Annotated in this window: 13 protein-coding genes and 1 pseudogene; 4 read left to right on the forward strand and 10 right to left on the reverse strand. The window is 29.2% G+C overall.

Annotation, left to right across the window (positions count from 1 at the left end):
* Positions 1-19: 19 nt before the first annotated feature.
* The gene (locus tag HGB55_RS11280; RefSeq protein WP_168817001.1) at positions 20-2,863 is read right to left on the reverse strand and encodes a TonB-dependent receptor; all 2,844 of its coding nucleotides are present in this window, start codon (positions 2,861-2,863) and stop codon (positions 20-22) included.
* A 219-nt stretch (positions 2,864-3,082) separates the two neighbouring features.
* Between HGB55_RS11280 and HGB55_RS11285 the strand changes: the two genes are divergently transcribed.
* The 4 genes from HGB55_RS11285 to HGB55_RS11300 all read left to right on the forward strand — a co-directional run bounded on the left by HGB55_RS11285 (position 3,083) and on the right by HGB55_RS11300 (position 6,589).
* Entirely contained in the window at positions 3,083-3,646 is a 564-nt protein-coding gene (locus HGB55_RS11285) for a TlpA disulfide reductase family protein (RefSeq protein ID WP_168817002.1), read from the forward strand.
* A 327-nt stretch (positions 3,647-3,973) separates the two neighbouring features.
* Positions 3,974-4,528: an RNA polymerase sigma factor gene (locus HGB55_RS11290; RefSeq protein WP_211047384.1), complete on the forward strand. Its 555-nt coding sequence runs from the start codon at positions 3,974-3,976 to the stop codon at positions 4,526-4,528.
* A gap of 7 nt (positions 4,529-4,535) precedes the next feature.
* Entirely contained in the window at positions 4,536-5,918 is a 1,383-nt protein-coding gene (locus tag HGB55_RS11295) for an outer membrane beta-barrel protein (protein WP_168817003.1), read from the forward strand.
* An 89-nt stretch (positions 5,919-6,007) separates the two neighbouring features.
* Positions 6,008-6,589, forward strand: a complete 582-nt coding sequence (locus tag HGB55_RS11300; RefSeq protein WP_168817004.1) for a hypothetical protein — start codon at positions 6,008-6,010, stop codon at positions 6,587-6,589.
* Between the two features lie 391 nt (positions 6,590-6,980).
* Here the strand turns inward: HGB55_RS11300 and HGB55_RS11305 are convergent, their stop codons facing one another.
* The 9 genes and pseudogenes from HGB55_RS11305 to HGB55_RS11345 all read right to left on the reverse strand — a co-directional run.
* Entirely contained in the window at positions 6,981-8,168 is a 1,188-nt protein-coding gene (locus HGB55_RS11305) for an aspartate aminotransferase family protein (RefSeq protein ID WP_168817005.1), read from the reverse strand.
* Positions 8,165-9,721: an OstA-like protein gene (locus HGB55_RS11310; RefSeq protein ID WP_247649211.1), complete on the reverse strand. Its 1,557-nt coding sequence runs from the start codon at positions 9,719-9,721 to the stop codon at positions 8,165-8,167. Before HGB55_RS11310 ends, HGB55_RS11305 begins: the two co-directional genes overlap by 4 nt.
* A 100-nt stretch (positions 9,722-9,821) precedes the next feature.
* The gene (locus HGB55_RS11315; RefSeq protein WP_168817006.1) at positions 9,822-11,093 is read right to left on the reverse strand and encodes an adenylosuccinate synthase; all 1,272 of its coding nucleotides are present in this window, start codon (positions 11,091-11,093) and stop codon (positions 9,822-9,824) included.
* An 11-nt stretch (positions 11,094-11,104) separates the two neighbouring features.
* The gene (locus HGB55_RS11320) at positions 11,105-11,551 is read right to left on the reverse strand and encodes a Fur family transcriptional regulator (RefSeq protein WP_168817007.1); all 447 of its coding nucleotides are present in this window, start codon (positions 11,549-11,551) and stop codon (positions 11,105-11,107) included.
* 96 nt (positions 11,552-11,647) lie between these two features.
* Entirely contained in the window at positions 11,648-13,864 is a 2,217-nt protein-coding gene (locus HGB55_RS11325; protein ID WP_168817008.1) for a bifunctional (p)ppGpp synthetase/guanosine-3',5'-bis(diphosphate) 3'-pyrophosphohydrolase, read from the reverse strand.
* Positions 13,865-13,908: 44 nt separating this feature from the next.
* A complete protein-coding gene (locus HGB55_RS11330; RefSeq protein ID WP_168817009.1) occupies positions 13,909-15,141 on the reverse strand; it encodes a M48 family metallopeptidase in 1,233 nt (410 codons plus the stop codon).
* 11 nt (positions 15,142-15,152) lie between these two features.
* Positions 15,153-15,956 (reverse strand): RNA methyltransferase, encoded by an 804-nt coding sequence (locus HGB55_RS11335; protein ID WP_168817010.1) that lies wholly within the window; start codon positions 15,954-15,956, stop codon positions 15,153-15,155.
* A 73-nt stretch (positions 15,957-16,029) separates the two neighbouring features.
* Positions 16,030-17,328 (reverse strand): amidohydrolase family protein, encoded by a 1,299-nt coding sequence (locus HGB55_RS11340; protein WP_168817011.1) that lies wholly within the window; start codon positions 17,326-17,328, stop codon positions 16,030-16,032.
* Positions 17,329-17,341: 13 nt separating this feature from the next.
* Positions 17,342-18,973: pseudogene (locus HGB55_RS11345) on the reverse strand (amidohydrolase); the annotation flags it as partial.
* Positions 18,974-19,151: the final 178 nt, after the last annotated feature.

A 19,151-nucleotide genomic window follows, 5' to 3' on the forward strand; every position in this document is an offset into this window, starting at 1 on the left:
TTTAATAAAAGGATATTTGTTATAAGTTTAGCATAAGTCGGGCAAATAAAAATCTACCGTTTGCTCCAAATTGCTGTGATCTTCTTGAATATAAAAAACGACCGCTACTTTGATTTGCTTCAATGGCTTTATCAGGATATATATCTAATAAATTATTAGCACCTAAAGTAATATTAAAGTTATCAGAAATATTATATCCAAAACTTAAATCTGTTACAATTTTACCTTCATATTCTTGTTGATTGTCAATGTTGTTTGTGGCTTCATTAACTGAACCAAAATATACATTTCTTAAAAATACATTCCATTTATTAATATTGTATAAAAATGTTAAATTTAATTTTGTTCTAGGTACTGCAGATTCAAGATATATACGAGAAGTTTCATCAAAATAAGTGTCTAGTTGACTTTGAAGTGCGTCAGAAGCATGGATATCTCCAACTCTTTTTGTTTTAGAAAAAGTCGCTGCTAAATCACTTTGCAGCTTACCGTTTCCTAATGTTGATGTGTTGGTTATTACCACGTCTAATCCTTTTGTTTCAGTATCAATAGCATTGGCAAAAAAGGTAGCTCCTGTTGCATTTGCTCTATTAAATAGCGATTGTAATTCCGCATCATCACCAGGTGTAAATTGGCCTGTTAAAACAACTCTATCATCAATTCCTACAAAATAGCCATCAACAGTAATTTTTAAATTGGCATTTGGAATGTTTGATGTAAATCCTAAACTTACACTTTTTGAAGTCTCCTCTTTCAATTTAGGAATTCCTAAAATTTTAGCAATTCTACTGTCATTAGAAAAAGTACCAACTTCATTAGGAATACCATCAACAAATAATGTAGAAACCGAATTGTAATACATTTGGTGTAATGAAGGAGCTCTAAACCCCGTACTTGCAGCCGCTCTTATGTTCATATTTTCTCCGGCTTTAATTCTTGAAGATAATTTAAAATTTATAGTAGAGCCAAAATCTGAATAATCTTCAAATCTAGTAGCAAAACTTGCTAAAAAAGATTCAGAAAAATCAGCTTCAACATCAAAGTACCCGGCTACACTATTTCTGTATTTTGAAAGTTCATTAGATGGTTTAAATCCCGGAAAAACTTGGGCACCTCCCGGACGAGAACTTCCAAAGAAATCTGTAGGGATAATGCTTTCAGAATCAGTTGGGTCATGTACATTGCCATTGGTATTGTACTGTGCATAAGAATTTTCATTACCGGCAACAATTTCATAGTTTTCTAAACGATACTCTGCTCCAAAGGCAATATTTAAACCAGACATAATATCATCAAAATATCTTGTAACATCAAAATTAGTAGTATTTTGCATAAAGGCAAAACCACCCGCATCAAAACTGGTAGGAGTAGAGTTTTGTAGCGTTGCATTTGAAGAGTTAGCTACTGTATAATCAAAGCTGTTTTTACCCCATGCATTGCTAAAATCAACATCCCAATCTCCAATTTTTCCTTTAATTCCAATAGCAGCAGACTTATCTACAATATCAGAATGTATTTCAGGTAGAAACCCGTTCATATTAACAGGCGTATAGGCTCTTGATTGATTAGGTAATCTGTAAAAACCAGCCGCTTCACCATTTCTGTAACTAATTCCTCCAAACGAATAAATTTCGGCATTTTCTCCTATTGGTATAATTAAGTTGGCAAAAAATTTACCGCCTCTTAATTTAGATTGCCCAACTCTCATATTAAAATCACTGCGTTCCATACCTCTGGCAGCTAATTCAGCTTCGGTTACATCAGCACTTAAAACACTTTGTAATTCTTCTTTGGTAGAAGCCCCGTTTAGGTTAATACCTGCCATTTCTGCATAATGAATTACATCATCAACATCATCATCTAATAAATTAGTGATATCATAACCATCGTCAGATGCAACTCTTTCCACAGAATTATAGGCATTAAAAATAGTTCCTCCCCATTCCTTCATTCTATTAGTATAATCTCTAACATCAAAATCACCTGTAAAATTAATTACACCACCTTTTTCACCTAACGGTAAGCCGTAATTTAAAGCTATATTAGTGGTTGCACCATCAACATCATCTTCAGAATTTTTTGAAAAATGGGCTCCTGTTGTAACAGAAGTTGATAATTTATTATAAGATTTTTTTAAAACAAGGTTTATAACACCTGCAATAGCATCTGAGCCATATTGTGCTGCAGCTCCATCTCTTAGTACTTCAATACGTTCAATTGCTGCTGAAGGAATTGCATTTAAATCGGTTCCAACACTACCACGACCAAAAGTACCGTTTACGTTAACCAAAGAAGATGAGTGTCTTCGTTTACCGTTAATTAATACCAATACTTGATCGGGTCCTAAACCTCTTAAAGAAGCAGGGTCAATATGGTCTGTACCATCTGATATCGTTTGGGTATTAGAAGAAAATGACGGAGCAACATAATTTAATAACTGATTTAAATTAACCTGTGGACCGGCAGAAGTTAATTCAGTTATATTAATTATATCTACAGGAACCGGCGTGTCAACAGCCGTTCTATTTGGGTTTCTTGTTCCAACTATTAAAACTTCATTTAGAGCAATACCAGAAACCAAAACTACATTGAACACTTTGGTTCCATCCATTTGTATTCTTTTATTTTCAAAACCCACATACGAAAAAATAAGATTTTCACTTATGTTAACATTAATAATATAATTACCTTCAAAATCTGTTGTAGTTCCTCTTGAAGTACCTTCAATAGTAACAGATACTCCAGGTAATGGTTGTTGATCAACATCAGTAACTTTTCCTGTTACTTGATAAGATTGTTGTGCATAGTTTATCATTGAAAAAAATGATAAAAAAGCTAACATAAAAAGTTGTTTATTTTTCATACGCTATTGGCATTTAATTAATAATATTAGCTAAATTAATATAATAATATAAATATTTAAGAATATTAATGTAATTTTTATTACATTTTAAGAGATTTGATAAAATAAATATAATTTAAATAAATTTAAGACATATCATTTTAATTTATTTATTAGTAATTAAAAGATTAAATACGAAATTGAAATTTTATATTTGTTGGTAATACTAAAATATATTTTATGGATTTAAAAAGAATTTTCAATAAAAAGAATATATCAAATATTGTATTTGTAATTGCTATAGCTGTGCTGATATACCCTCCTTCAAGAGAATGGGCTATGAGGCAAATAGCATTTGCACCATCCATAGAAAAAGGGGAAGATATTGAAAGAATTGAAGATTATAATTGGCAATTAAATGGACTAAATACCGAGAGTATTAATTTTAATGAATTTGAGAATAATGTTGTGTTTGTTAATTTTTGGGCAACTTGGTGTCCTCCTTGTAGAGCAGAATTACCTATGATTCAAGAATTTTATAATGATTATAAAGATAAAGTGAAATTTGTTTTTGTAACTACTGAAAATTGGAATACAGTTGAAAATTTTTTTACTGAAAAAGGATATAATTTCCCGGTTTATAACTCACAAAGTTTACCACCACAAAATTTTACCGAAACAAATAGCATACCGGCAAGTTATTTAATGGATAAAAATGGAAATATTTTAATAAAAAAGGTGGGTGCTGCAAATTGGAATAGTAATAGAGTTAAAAATTTATTAGATAAATTAATTTCAGAATAGTACTTAATAAATTTTAAATTAATAAAAACCTATCATAGAAGTGTAGCGTTTTAAATTATTTTGACGTATTGATATTAACTGTAAGGATAATTGTGATTATAAGTTTATAAAAGAGAAGCAATCGACTCATATGAAAAAGGGAAATGTTTGTTTATAAAAATAATTTTATGCAAACATTTAATGTAAAATGGAGTAGACTAATTGCTATTTATGGTGATAAAATATAACCGTTTTTTATACAATGTAAACATAGTCTAAATTGTTATTATTGTTAGTGTTGAATATTAAATATACCTATAGTATTGCATAAGATTAACTTAGTTTAAGTTGGAACAAAAAAAAAGTAAACACACACATATAGAAAATATTTTAGTAGGGTGTGAGAAAGGTAATATATTTTATCAAGAATTATTATACAAGCATTTTTATGGGTATGCATTAAGTATATGTAGGTTGTATACCTATTCAAATGATGAAGCTGTTTCAATATTAAACGATAGTTTTTTAAAGGTTTTTTCTTCGATAAAAAAAAAAGGGTTTGATAATTCAATTCCATTTAAAAATTGGTTGAGAAGAATACTTATAAATACTGCAATTGATAATTATCGTAAAAATTCAAAACATCTTTATCATTTAGAAATTGAAGAAGCTGAGCAAATACAAACTAACACAAGTATTATAGATGATTTAACCGCAGAAGATATTTTAAACTTGTTAGATCAATTACCTGAAACGCATCGACTTGTATTTAATTTATACGAAATTCAAGGTTTTAATCATGAAGAAATATCTTTAAAACTTAATATTAGTAAAAGTACATCGAGGGTATTTTTAGCAAGAGCTAAAAAGAAATTAAGAGTTTTAATTCACAAAAACTTTTGAATGTTATATGGAAGATAATTTTGATAAAATATTAGGCAATAAAATCAAGGAAGTTTTTGAAAACAGAGATGTACCTTATAACCCTGAACATTGGGAAATGTTGATTGCCAAAAAGAAAAAAGACAAGAAAAGAGCTTTTTTATATTGGCGTGTTGCAGGTTTTCTTTTACTGGCTTTATTAGCGGGAGGTATAGGTACTTTTTTGTTTGATAATTCTGATTTAAAAGAAAAAGTTAAACCGGAAATAATTGATAATAAAAATGATTCATTAAAGAAAGATACTTTAAAAAATAATAAGAATATTTTTATAACTTCAGAAAGTAAAAAGGATAGTATTGGCAGTTTTGAGTCAAGAATTAGCCAAATTGATTCAATAACTAGTAAAATTGAGGTTAAAACAAAATCAAAAAAATATTACAAAACCGATGCTGTTTCAAAAACCGTTATTACATATAATAACAACCAAAATATTTATAATAAAGATTCTATATTTGAAATAAATGATTTAGTTGATTCTTTAAAAATAAACAAATTAACTACCTTGAATGATTTATTGAAAAAAAATGACAGGTTAACCAATAATGATGAAACAAAAAAAGATACGGTAACTGAAAATAAAGTAATAGCAGCTAACGAAAAAAATCTAAACAAAGATTCGCTAAATGTTAAAAAAGATTTAATTGCAGTACTTGAAGAACAGAAAGAAAAAGATAATGAAAATGATGCGGTGTCTAATTCTATAAAAATTGGGATTGGTTTAGCGCCTATATTAAATTATAATAATGTAAATAATAATTCAAATATTGGGTTTTCAGGTGGTGTTTCAGTTGAAATACCAATTTCAAAAAAGTTTGATATTTATACAGGCGTTTTATACACTAATCAAAAACTTAATTTAAACAAATCCGATACCTACTTATCGGCAGCAGATGTTGTAAATTCTGATAATTACAGCGAATTAAAATCTGAAGATGCTATAGTAAAAGGAATAGAAATTCCTGTTAATTTAAAATATAACTTTTCAATAGATAAAAAAAAGGTATTTGTGTCAACCGGTTTTTCTTCAACATCGTATTTTAAAGAAAATATCGAGTCAAATTATATTGTAAGTTCTAGAGTAGAAGTAACTACTCAAAATCAAGTAGGTAATAATATAGTTACATATAAAACAGAACAAACAAATGATAAAATTGTAAGTGAAAACAATTCAAATAAATTTAATTTTGCCAATATTCTTAATGTTTCAATAGGAGTTGAGTTACCTGTGAGTAAACAAAATCAATCAATTATTATTGAACCCTATTTTAAATATTCATTAAAACCGGTTACAGAACAAAAAGTAGATTTTTCAAGCGTAGGAGTTCATTTACGCTATAATTTTAGTTTTTAGTGTAATTAATTTAATGCTTTTGTAGCGTTAAACATTATTTTAACGTATTGTAAATATAGAGTTGATATTTTTAATAAAAATTGTTTTATATGAGTTTTAAATTAGTAATACTTATAAAATACACATCTATTATTATATTATTTTTTTTAATAGGGTGTAAAAAAAATGATAATGTTAAATATTTTGATGAAGCTGCTCAATATATTTTTCATAAAAATTCAGAAATTAATATATCCGAAAGTAATGGAGTAAACTATACGGATATTAAATCTGGAAATAAAATTGTTTTCAAATATAAATATGAAGAAGAGGATAACCCTATGATTGAAGATGACGAATTTTCAGAAGAGATTATATTTGAAATAGATCCCACAATAAATAGCTTTGTTATTAATAATAATGATTTTAAAAAAAGTAATGCATTATACAGTTTACAATGCAATTGTGATTCTTCCGGTAATTTTTCGGTAACAAAAGGAGAAATTAAAGGAGAAAAATTAAATGAAGATAAATGGAAGATTGATATAAATATTGTTATTCAAACAAAACAAAATGAAATTTCAAAAAATGTATCAGCTATTTTTATCTCAAAAAATGAGAGCAATATTATTGCATTTATAAAAAATATCTTGCAAAAAGATGATAAGACAGCAATAGTGCAAAAATATTAGAATATTAAACTTCAAAATAATTTAATATAAAATAGCTTTAAAAATACAATTGAATAAAAAAACCTGTAGAATTATATTTTAGCTACAGGTTAAAATTTTTTTTCATTTTGTTTAATAGAATTTTTACAGACAATATCTTCTGTAATTATCCCATTGTAATCTTTTGGTGTTTGTAAAGTTTCCAATTAAGATTTTTTTCTTGTTTTCTTGTGGTAATGTTGAATTTAAAGTTTTCATTTTTATTTAGTTTTGAGTTTGTTTTGTACCTAAATGACGTTTAACAATACTTTTTGTTACGCTAATATGTATAACATAGTACTGTATTAACAAATTTTTAACTAAATATTTGTGAATTAACTTATTAGTGTTAATGTGGAGTTAAGAAATAAAGTTATTGTTCATCTAAAACTTCATTAAAAGCTTCAATAATTATAGTGCATCCTTTTATAATTTCTTTATTAGAAATTGTAAGTGGTGGAGTGATTCTAATGGCTTTTCCTTCAAATAAAAGCCAGTATACTAACAAACCTTTATCAAGACATTTCAAAATAATTTTAGACGCTAATTCACTTGTTTTTGTAATAATAGCAAGCATTAAGCCTTTACCTCTAATTTCAGTTATTAAAGGGTGAATTAATAATTCTCTAAATAATTTTTCTTTTGAATGAATTTCCAACATTAAATTAGAATCAATTAATTCTTTAAGAGTTGCATGAGCGGCTGCAGCAATTACAGGATGTCCGCCAAACGTTGTAATATGACCTAATTTTGGGTTTTGAATCAAGCATTGCATCATTTTATAAGAGGCAATAAAAGCACCAATTGGCATACCTCCACCTAAACCTTTGCCGGTAACAATTATATCCGGTACCACATCATAATTTTGAAAGCCAAATAGTTTTCCGGTCCTTCCAATACCTGATTGTATTTCATCTAAAATAAGTAAAGCGCCAACTTCATCGCATTTGGTTTTTATTTTTTTAAGATATTGGTTTTTGGGCTCAATAAATCCGGCACCACCTTGTATGGTCTCTAAAATTACTCCGGCAGTTTTTGTGGTAATTTTAGAAATATCCATTTCATTATTGAATTCAATAAATTTTATGCCTGGAATTAATGGTCTAAAAGCGCTATTTTGTTGCTCAGCTCCACAAACACTCATAGCACCTTGCGTATTGCCGTGATAAGCATTTTTAGCGGCAATAATTTCACTTCTTCCAGTAAATCGTTTAGCTAATTTTAAAGCACCTTCAGTAGCTTCTGTACCTGAATTTGTTATATAAACAGTTTCTAAAGATTTTGGTAAATTATGGGCAAGTATTTTAGCTAATTTAATTTGTGATTGTTGTATAAATTCACCGTAAACCATTACGTGTGTATAAGTGTCAACTTGTTTTTTGATAGCTTCTGAAATTTTAGGATGATTATGTCCTAAAGTATTGGCTGAAACCCCGGCAATAAAATCCAAATATTCTTTTTGATTTTTATCATAAATATAACATCCATTGGCATATGAAATTTCAATAGCCAGTGGAGTAGGAGATGTTTGAGCCTGGTGTTTTAAAAAATCTTCTTTCAATTGTCTTTGATTTCTGTTTTTTTAATTTCTACTTCATCATGTATAAAAATAGCTTCTTTTGTTAAAGGTTGCTCTTCTTCTCGCCAAATGAAACCTCTTAAAATCTTATCATTTTCTAGTAAAAGAGATAAAGGATATGTTTTTCCATCGGCACTTTTAACAAAATCAATCGATTCAATTTCATTATTGTCCATTGTAATAAAGATATTACTGCTACATTTCATTCTTGTGATACCTATCAATTTTTTATCTTCATCTCTTCCGTAATATATAACTTCACTGTTACCCACAACATTTAAAGATTTTAGTTTGTTTTTCTCAAACTTGCCGTACATATTTTTCCCTTTCATTTGACTAAATCCACTCGAATCTATTTTAAATTGAATGGTGTCTTTTTGAACCATAAATGCATTGCTTAATATTTTTAGAGAATCTAACTGTTCCGTTTTAGGATTTGATATTAAATGAATGGTATCTCCTGTAATTTGGTTTCCTTGAGCCCACATAACCGGGTTAATAAGTAATTGAGTTAAACCTGTTTTTTCATTAGATACCAGTGAATCACACTTGCCTTGTAAATCTGATTTAAAGAATTTTACATGATTGAAAGCTCTAACTAAGCGTTCTTCAACTTTTCCTGTAACCAATAATATATCTCCATGAATATAAATTGAATCTGTATCAACTTCTGAAATGGCTACGGCTTTTTGGGTTATAAAAACAGAATCCTTCAATTTAAAATATTCAGCATAGCCTCCTTTAATTAAAGATTTATTTATGGTATCTGTAACTTTAATATTTCCTGTTGCAGAAGCAAAATCTATATTTTTATTGTAATATAAACTGTCTCCTTCAATAATTCTATCTCCATAAAATATTTTAGAATTTTTTATAAAATGAGAAATATTTGTTTTAGAATTATAATGTCCTTTTTCAGTATAAATGGAATTACTTTCACTTGTTATAGTAGAAGGACCATATAATTCGGCAATACCTGTATCAGTAAAGTAATCGAGATGATCAGAAACCAATTTACTGTCCTTATTTGTAACTTCTACGTTTGTAAATGCTTGAAATTTATTATTTTGTAAATAATAATTTCCAATTTTACTTTTTAAAATATTGGTGGTGTCTTTTATAGTGCCTCCACTTTTGTAGTATAAATGTTGATTGGCTCTATCGAATCTAAGAGTGTCGGTTCTTAGTTCCATCAACTCATCTTTTAATAAAACATCTCCCCATGATGTTGCAATTTTTTTATCGCTGTCGTAATCTGTATACTTACTGTATTGAAAAATTGTATCACCTTGATTAACCACAACGTTACCCATTGCTTTAATTAAGTTTTGCTCTTGGTATATATATGCTTTATCACAGCGCAAAGTTGCACCTGCATGTTCAACAAAAACATTACCTAATGAAATGGTTGCTCCGGGATATTTTGGATCAACCATAGTATTATCAGCTTGTAATATTTTTATTCTTTTTGATTGAGATTGAGAATAACCATAAAAGCTCAATAGTATAAATGTAATAAAAAGTAATTTTTTCAAACCTATTTTATTTTTTACAAATTAACGAAAAAGTGAGTTGTAAATTATAAAAATGAAGTTAAAATAAAAAAGCCTCAAAATTCTGAGGCTTTTATAATTTTTATCTCATTATTGTTTGTTTTCGATCAGGGCCAACAGAAACAATTTTTACCGGAACTTCAACAAAATCTTCAATAAATTTAATGTATTCGTTAAGTTCTTTAGGTAGAGTTTTAATGTTTGTCATAGAAGTTAAATCTTCTTTCCATCCTTTAAATTCAGTATAGATTGGAGTTACGTTATGTTCTTCAATATTATATGGTAAATGACTAATTTCAGTACCTTTATAATTATAAGATGTACATACTTTTATAGTATCAAAACCAGAAAGCACATCGCCTTTCATCATCATTAATTGTGTTACACCATTAACTTGTACAGCGTATTTTAAAGCAACCAAATCTAACCAACCACAACGGCGTGGTCTTCCGGTTGTTGCTCCAAATTCGTGGCCAACTTTAGACATTGTTGCTCCATTTTCATCAAAAAGTTCAGTAGGAAATGGGCCGGAACCTACACGTGTTGTATACGCTTTAAATATTCCAAATACTTCTCCAATTTTATTAGGAGCAATACCTAAACCTGTACATGCACCTGCTGCAGTTGTGTTTGATGACGTAACAAATGGATATGTACCAAAATCAATATCTAGCATAGAACCTTGTGCACCTTCTGCTAAAATTGATTTATTTTCTTTAATTGCATTGTTTAAAAACTCTTCACTATCAATAAAAGGAAGTTGTTTTAAAATGTCAATAGCATTAAAAAATTCGGCTTCTAATTCGGCTAAATTGTATTCAATATCAACATCATAAAAATCAATCATTTTTATGTGTTTTTCGGTTAAAGCACTGTATTTTTCTTTCCAGTCGTCTAATTCCAAATCTCCAATACGCATTCCGTTTCTACCTGTTTTATCCATATAAGTTGGTCCAATTCCTTTTAAAGTTGAACCAATTTTAGCTTTACCTTTAGAAGCTTCACTAGCTGCGTCGAGTAAACGGTGTGTAGGTAAAATTAAATGCGCTTTTCTTGAAATAAAAAGTTTAGATGATATATTGATATTGAATTTTGATAAGTTTTCTAATTCTTTTTGAAAAATAACAGGATCAATAACAACACCATTACCTACAACGTTCATTGCATTTTTATGAAATATACCTGAAGGAATTGTGTGTAATACATGTTTTTGACCATCAAAAATTAATGTATGCCCTGCGTTAGGACCGCCTTGAAAACGAGCGATAATATCATAGTTTGAAGTAAGGACATCTACAATTTTACCTTTACCTTCGTCTCCCCATTGTAGTCCTAATAATAAATTTACAGCCATTTGCTTAATAATTATTGTTTATGTTGTTTTTTTGTTCCGTAGAAATAGAGTGAATGATTGTGAATATCAATATCAAAAGTTTCTTCAATTGTTTTTTTGATAATTTGAATTCGTGGATCACAAAATTCGACAACTTCCCCCGTGTCAGTTAAAATAACATGGTCGTGTTGTTTATCAAAATAAGATTTTTCGTAGTGAGCCTGATTTTGTCCAAACTGATGTTTTCTAACTAAGCCACATTCTAATAACAACTCAATTGTGTTATACAAAGTTGCTCTACTAACTCTGTAGTTTTTATTTTTCATTTGTATATAGAGTGATTCTATATCAAAATGTTCATTTAAATCATAAATTTCTTGTAAAATAGCAAAACGTTCAGGAGTTTTTCTATGGTTATTGGCTTCAAGGAAATTTACAAAAACATTTTTTACAATTTTTTGGTTTTCGTTACTACTCATAAACGTTAAATTTGAGTTAAGTACTATTATACAAAGTTAATTCTTAATTTTTAATTTATACGTTGTATTAATCATATTTATTAACTTTATTGTGTATTAATGTTTATAAATTCTTTCAACGGTTTCAATACCATCAATTTTTTTAATACTATCGCTTAATTTTTGAAGTTGATCTTGATTTTTTACACTTACGGTAATTCTTCCTTCAAAAATACCATCATTTCCGGAAATATTTAAACTTAAAATATTTACACTCATGTTTTTAGAAATAATTTGAGTAATTTCATTAACTAAGCCTACATGATCTTCGCCATATATTTTAAGGATAGCTTTAAAGTCTTGTTTGGTAGAGTCAATCCATTTTGCGCTTATAATTCTATATGCGTAATTGGCTTGTAAGCTTATAGCGTTAGGGCAATCTTTTTTATGAACTTTAATTCCGTCATTTATTGTAACAAATCCAAAAACTTTATCTCCAGGAATAGGATTGCAACATTGAGACATTTTATAATCTAAGCGTTCTTCTTCTTTACCAAAAACAAGCAAGTCGTATTTGTCACTAATTTCATCTTTTTCAATTACTTCAAGGTTACTGCTTCTTTTAATTCTGTTTTTAAAGAAATTAACAAAAGCATTGTTGCGTTTTGAGATAAAGTCTTTTAATTGATTATTGTCAATTGATCCAGTACCTACTCTATAAAACAGATCTAAACTTGTTCTAAGTTTAAAATACGAAACCAGTTCGTTTATTATTTTTTCGTTGAGGGTAATTTTTAAATGACGAAGTTTTCTTGTTAGAATTTCTTTTCCTTCATCGGCTATTATCTTTTGGTCTTCTTTTAAAGCGTTTTTAATTCGTGTTCGTGCACGTGCGGTAACAACAAAATCTAACCAGCCAACGTTAGGTTTTTGATTTTTTGAAGTGATAATTTCTACCTGATCTCCACTTTTAAGTTCGTGGCTTATTGGTTTTAATTTTCCGTTAACTTTTGCACCTCTGCAGTTCATGCCAACTTGTGTATGTATTGCAAAAGCAAAATCTAATGCTGTAGCATTTTTAGGAAGCGCTTTTAAATCTCCGTTAGGTGTAAATACAAAAATTTCTTTTGCATAAAGATTTAATTTGAAGTCTTCAACAAAATCGATTGCATTGCTATCGGGGTTTTCTAAAGTTTCTTTAATTTTATTTAACCAATCATCTAAACCACTTTCTTTTTCACTTTGGTTTTTATATCGGTAATGTGCTGCATACCCTTTTTCAGCAATTTCATCCATTCTTTCAGATCGAATTTGTACTTCAACCCATTTTCCTAAAGGACCCATTACTGTAATATGTAACGATTCGTATCCTGTAGATTTTGGTTGGCTTATCCAATCTCTTAATCTGCTTGGATTTGGTCTAAAATGATCTGTTACAATTGAATATATTTTCCAAGCGTCAAATTTTTCTGTATGAAGCGTTGATTTGTAAATAATTCTTATAGCAAACTTATCGTAGATTTCTTCATAAGAAACACCTTGTGATAGCATTTTTCTTCTGATAGAATAAATTGATTTTCTACGACCTTTTATGTTGTAATTGAAACCTTCTTGATCTAACGATTCTCTTATAATATTTGAGAAAGATTCTATGTATTTATCTTGCTCATCTTTACTTTGTGTAATTTTTTTGGCAATATCATTATAAACATCGGGTTCAGTATATTTTAACCCCAGATTTTCTAATTCAGTTTTGATATTGTACAAACCTAATCTGTGAGCAAGAGGAGCATAGATGTATAATGTTTCTGATGAAATTTTTACTTGTTTATCCGGTGGCATTACATCCATGGTTTGCATATTGTGCAACCTGTCTGCAATTTTTATTAAAATAACTCTAACATCATCATTTAAAGTTAATAACATTTTTCTAAAATTCTCTGCTTGGACAGAAGCATCCTGATCTTTTTTAAGATGAGATATTTTAGTTAATCCACTTACTATTCTCGCTACATTTTCACCAAATAAGCGCTCAATATCTTCAATAGTATAATCGGTGTCTTCAACAACATCATGCAATAATGCTGAAATTATTGAAGTTGTATCTAGTCCAATTTCATAAGCAACAATTTTAGCTACTGCAATTGGATGATATATGTAAGGCTCTCCTGTTTTTCTTCGCTGTGTGCTATGAGCTTCTACTGCTATATCAAAAGCTTTTCTGATTTCTTTTTTATCTTCATCAGTAAAAGTTTGATAAGCTCCTTTCAATAAGTCTTTATAGCGACGAGCTATTTCCTTATTTTCTTCCTCTATGCTTAAATTATATATCATAGATTAAAATTACTATTTTAAATTTATTAAACAATTTACACAGTTTATTTTTTTAAGTTTATAATACGCTGTAATAAAGTTGGATGAGAGTAATGTATTTTAACATATAAATTATGAGGGGTTAAATTGCTTAAACTATTTTTTGATAATTTTTTTAATGAAGATATTAAAGGTTTAGCAGCAAAATTTTGCTTTGCAAAATCATCAGCCTGATATTCGAATTTTCGAGATAATAAGTTCATAAACAGATTTGTAATTTCTGATATTGGGCTATATAAAATTCCGAAGGCAATTAAACCTATATGAAAGCTTGCTTGTTCTACACCTAGTGCTTGAGACAATGTTAAATTTCCAATTAATAATGATAAAATATAAAGTGTAAAACCTGTTAAGGCAATAGATAACAATAGATTATATATAATATGCTTTTTTTTATAATGACCAACTTCGTGTGCTAAAACCGATACAATTTCATCTGTTTCCAAGTCGTTTAATAGTGTATCAAATAAGGTAATTCTTTTTTGAGCTCCAAATCCGGAGAAGTATGCATTTGCTTTTGTAGAGCGTTTAGAGCCATCGATTACAAAAATATTATCAATCTTAAAACCTATTTTTTGAGCAAAATTGTGAATTGCTGTTTTTAGTTCTCCTTCTTCCAAAGGTGTTTGCTTGTTAAAGATAGGAACTATTAATTTTGAATAGAACATATTCATAAAAATACTGAATACACTTATTAAAATCCATGTATACAACCAAAAGTTAGTTGTGGTAAGCTGATAAAACCATGTGATTAAAGCTAAAATTCCGCCTCCAATAATAATGGACATTCCCCAACCTTTGATTTTATCTAAAATGAAAGTTTTTTTGGTTGTTTTATTAAATCCGAATTTTTCTTCAATTACAAATGTTTTGTAGTATGAAAACGGTAACGATAAAATATCGCTTACAAACAGTATTATTCCAAAGAAAATTAAGGTAATTATAATTGAATTATTAGAAAAATATTTAGCAATTTCATCAACAAAAGCAAAACCATCTAAAAAGAAGAATAGGAGAGTTGCTATTAATGAAAATACACTTGTAAGTAATGAAAAATTATAATTTTCCTTTTTATATTTTTGGGATTTAAGATATTCTTCTTCATTATAAATTCCTTCTAACTCTGAAGGAATTTCATCATTAAAATGTTTTGCATTTAAAGCATTTATAATTGTGTCAAAAATAAATTTAACAATAATAATACCTACTAATATGTAAAATAGTATTTGTGGATTCATGTAATAATTATTTATAAATTTCGTTGCCTAACGGCTTCAAAAAGGATTATAGCGGCACTCACCGATACATTCATAGAATCGATAGCTCCTCGCATAGGAATTATAATATTTTTTGTGGTATTTTGTAACCAATCAGCACTTAATCCTGTAGCTTCGGTGCCAACTACAATAGCTGAAGGTTTGGTATAATCAATAGTTTGATATGCAACTGAAGCAGTTAAAGCGGCACCATAAATATTGATGTTGTTTTCTTTTAAAAAATCAATAATTTCTAGCGTAGAACCTGTAGCAATTTTAGTGGTAAAAATACACCCTACACTTGATCTTATAATATTTGGATTATACAGATCGGTTTTAGGGTTAGCTATTAAAACAGCATCAATTCCGGCTGCATCAGCAGTTCTTAAAAGAGCGCCAATATTCCCCGGTTTTTCGGGTGCTTCAGCAACAAGTATTAAAGGATTTTTATTTTCAAATTTTAAAGAATTTAATAGTAAGTCTTTACTTTTTGTAATGGCTAAAATACCTTCTGTTGTATCTCGATGTGCTAATTTTTTATATACTTCGTTAGAAATTTCAATAATTTCAATTTTATAATTAACAGTGTTTGTAATTTTTTCAACTTCATTTAAATCAGTAATTGAAATATCTATTAAAAGAGTACTTATTTGATAATTACCTTTAATAGCCAGAGAAATTTCACGTAATCCTTCAATAATAAAACGTTGTGTTTTTTTTCGAAGGCGCGATTTTTCTTTTAACTGAACAAGCTCTTTTATAAACGAATTATGTATACTTGAAATTTGTTTGTGCATATTTTTAAAATATGCTACGAAGATAGTAATTATTAAAATTGAAAGACCCGAAAAAATTTCGGGCCTTTGGTTTTTATTGTGAACTGTATTTTTTAGAATATCGCTTCCATAAAGTTGTTTGATGCGATTCCAAACTTATTTTCCGTCCCTGAATAAAAGCATCAGTAAGTTTATTGGTTCTCATATCTAAAGCATCTCCTTCCGAAATAAATAAGGTGGCATCTTTACCAACTTCAAGTGTACCAACAATTGCATCAATTCCTAAAATTTTAGCCGGATTTGAAGTTATTAGTTTTAAAGCTTGTTCTTTATCAATTCCGTAAGCCGCACAAGTTCCTGCATAAAAAGGAAGATTTCTGGCACTCATACGTTCCATATCACCCTCCATACCAATGGCTACAGTAATACCTTTATCAACTAAAAGTTTAGCCGTTTTATAAGGTAAATTGTAATCATCGTCTTCATTATCAGGTAAACGATGCGGTCTTTCAATAATAACAGGAATATTATTTTCAATTAAAAGATCAGCAATTTTGTATGCTTCATTGCCATGTACAATTACTAATTTTGAAATACCAATTTTTTTACTGAAAGCTATGGCGTCGGTAATTTCTTTTACGGTTGAAGCATGTATATATAGGTTTTGTGTATTGTTGAAAAGGCCTTCTAAAGCTTCGTAAGGCAAATTTTGAGGATACCTTTTTCCTTTAAAATAATTTTTACCATTCAGCATAAAGGTTTTAATACTTTCAATATTTTCAGTGTATTTTTTGTTAGGTTCCATGCCGCTTCCTTCTCCCATCCAAGCTCTTTTTCTGGTAAAACTTTTTGGCCAGTTTAGATGAATGCCTTCATCAACTTTAATTGCTGCGTCTTCCCAGTTCCAAGCGTCAAATTGTACAATTGATGATGTTCCTGAAATTACACCGCCACGAGGAGTTATTTGTCCCATTAAAACTCCATTTGGTCTCATGCTTTCAATAACTCTTGATTCAGTGTTGTAAGCAATTAAGCTTCTTACATGAGGCAAGAAAGTACCAACTTCGTCTGCATCTAAAGTTGCTCTTACTGCATCTATTTCGCCTAAACCTAAAGTGGAGTTAGCTATTATAAAACCAGGATATATATGTTTGCCTTCAGCTTTTATAATGGTTCCAATTCTGCTTATTTTTTCTGAAGCACTGCCAACAAAAGTTATTTTTCCTTTAGAGAACATTACTAAAGAATTTTCAATTAATTGGCCGTTACCAATATGTGCGGTAGCTCCTTCAATGCTAAAATCGGTTGTTTGAATTGGGGCAGGTGTTTGTTGCGCACTGATGTTTATGGTTATACATAAAATTATCAGGTTGAGTATATATAATTTTTTCATTGTGTTTGTGTTTTTAATAGTCTAGTACTGTATCACAGTGAAACTGCATTTGAGTTCTTCTTTTTGGCGATTGTACATCACCACCGCTATTTTTCTCGTTCAACATTAAGTTTATCAATTTATTGCGCTCTTTTTGTACATCTTTTCTTAATTCCAAATCTTTGTCAATATCAAAATAAACAACACCTTCAATAATAGTTTTTTCAGCTTTTGAATAAACTGAAAGAGGGCTGTCACTCCACAGTACAACATCGGCATCTTTGCCAATTTTTATACTACCAACTTTAGTATCAATATGAAGTAATTTCGCAGGATTTATAGTTACAAAATTCCAAGCATCTTCTTCACTGATACCACCATATTTAATAGTTTTAGCAGCTTCTTGATTTAATCTTCTGTTCATTTCGGCATCATCAGAGTTAATTGCCACATTTACTCCAATATTATGCATAATTGCAGCATTATAAGGAATTGCATCGTTTACTTCATATTTGTATGCCCACCAATCTGAAAAAGTAGAACCGCCGGCTCCGTGTTCTTTCATTTTATCGGCAACTTTATAGCCTTCTAAAATATGTGTAAAAGTATTTACTGTAAAATTGAATTTTTCAGCTACTTTCATTAACATATTTATTTCACTTTGAACATAAGAATGACAGGTAATAAAGCGTTCTTTATTTAAAATTTCAGCCAGGGTTTCCATTTCTAAATCTTTTCGGTAAGGCTTGCCGCTTTTTTTCAACTCATCATATTCTTTCGCTCTTTGGAAATAATCAAGATATACATCTTCAACTCCCATTCTGGTTTGAGGAAATCGAATGGTTTGAGCACTTCCCCAATTAGATTGTTTTACATTTTCACCCAAAGCAAATTTTATAAACTTGTCGTTTCCTTTATAAAGTAAACCATTGGCTGTTTCGCCCCATTTTAATTTGATGAGGGCAGATCTTCCACCGATTGGATTGGCAGAACCGTGTAATACCTGAACTGTTGTAACACCACCCGATAAGCTTCTGTAAATCTGAATATTATCAGGATCAATTACATCTTCTAAAGTAACTTCAGCAGAAGAATTTTGTCCGGCTTCATTTACAGCAACAGTTGCAATGTGTGAGTGTTCATCAATAATTCCGGCAGTTAAATGTTTTCCTGTACCATCTATTACCGTAGCATTTCCGGCAGAAATATTTTTGCCTATTTTAGATATTTTACCATCTTTTATCAATACATCAGTATTTTCAAGTATACCTTCTTTTTCACTAGTCCAAACAGTTACATTTTTAAATAAAAGGGTTTCTTTTTTAGGTTTTTCTGAAAACCCAAAAGCGATATTTGGAAATGTAACAGGAACAACTTCAGGAGCAGTTGTATCTTGTTTTCCTTTTTTTAAAGTTTCTTTAGTGGAATCGGAATTTTTTATGGCAGTGAATTTTGATTCAAAACCAGTGATGTCAGTTACTGTTCCGGTTAAATCATCAGAGTTTTCGTAAACTCTGGCTACTAATCTGTCGTATTTTGTAGAGTCTAAACTACTTTCAATAAGTAAACTTAACCAATTATCACTATACGAAAGTTTTGAATTTATTTTGGTTTCGCCGTCTTTAATAGAGGCATTAGGTTTATCTGGTTTTCCGTCAATAGATAAATTAACGTGAGTTCGACATAAAAAAGTTGATTTATTTACAAGAAAAAAGCAAAATAATTAGTAAATTAAAGTATTGAAATTCAATTTTATAACTAAATATTTCGCTTATGATTTCTGCTATTAAAATTACTCAAATTTTTTGTTCTATAGATGATTTTTGTTTAGAATTTGTTCCTTT

The organism is Lutibacter sp. B1 (assembly GCF_012524075.1).
Taxonomy (GTDB): Bacteria; Bacteroidota; Bacteroidia; order Flavobacteriales; family Flavobacteriaceae; genus Lutibacter.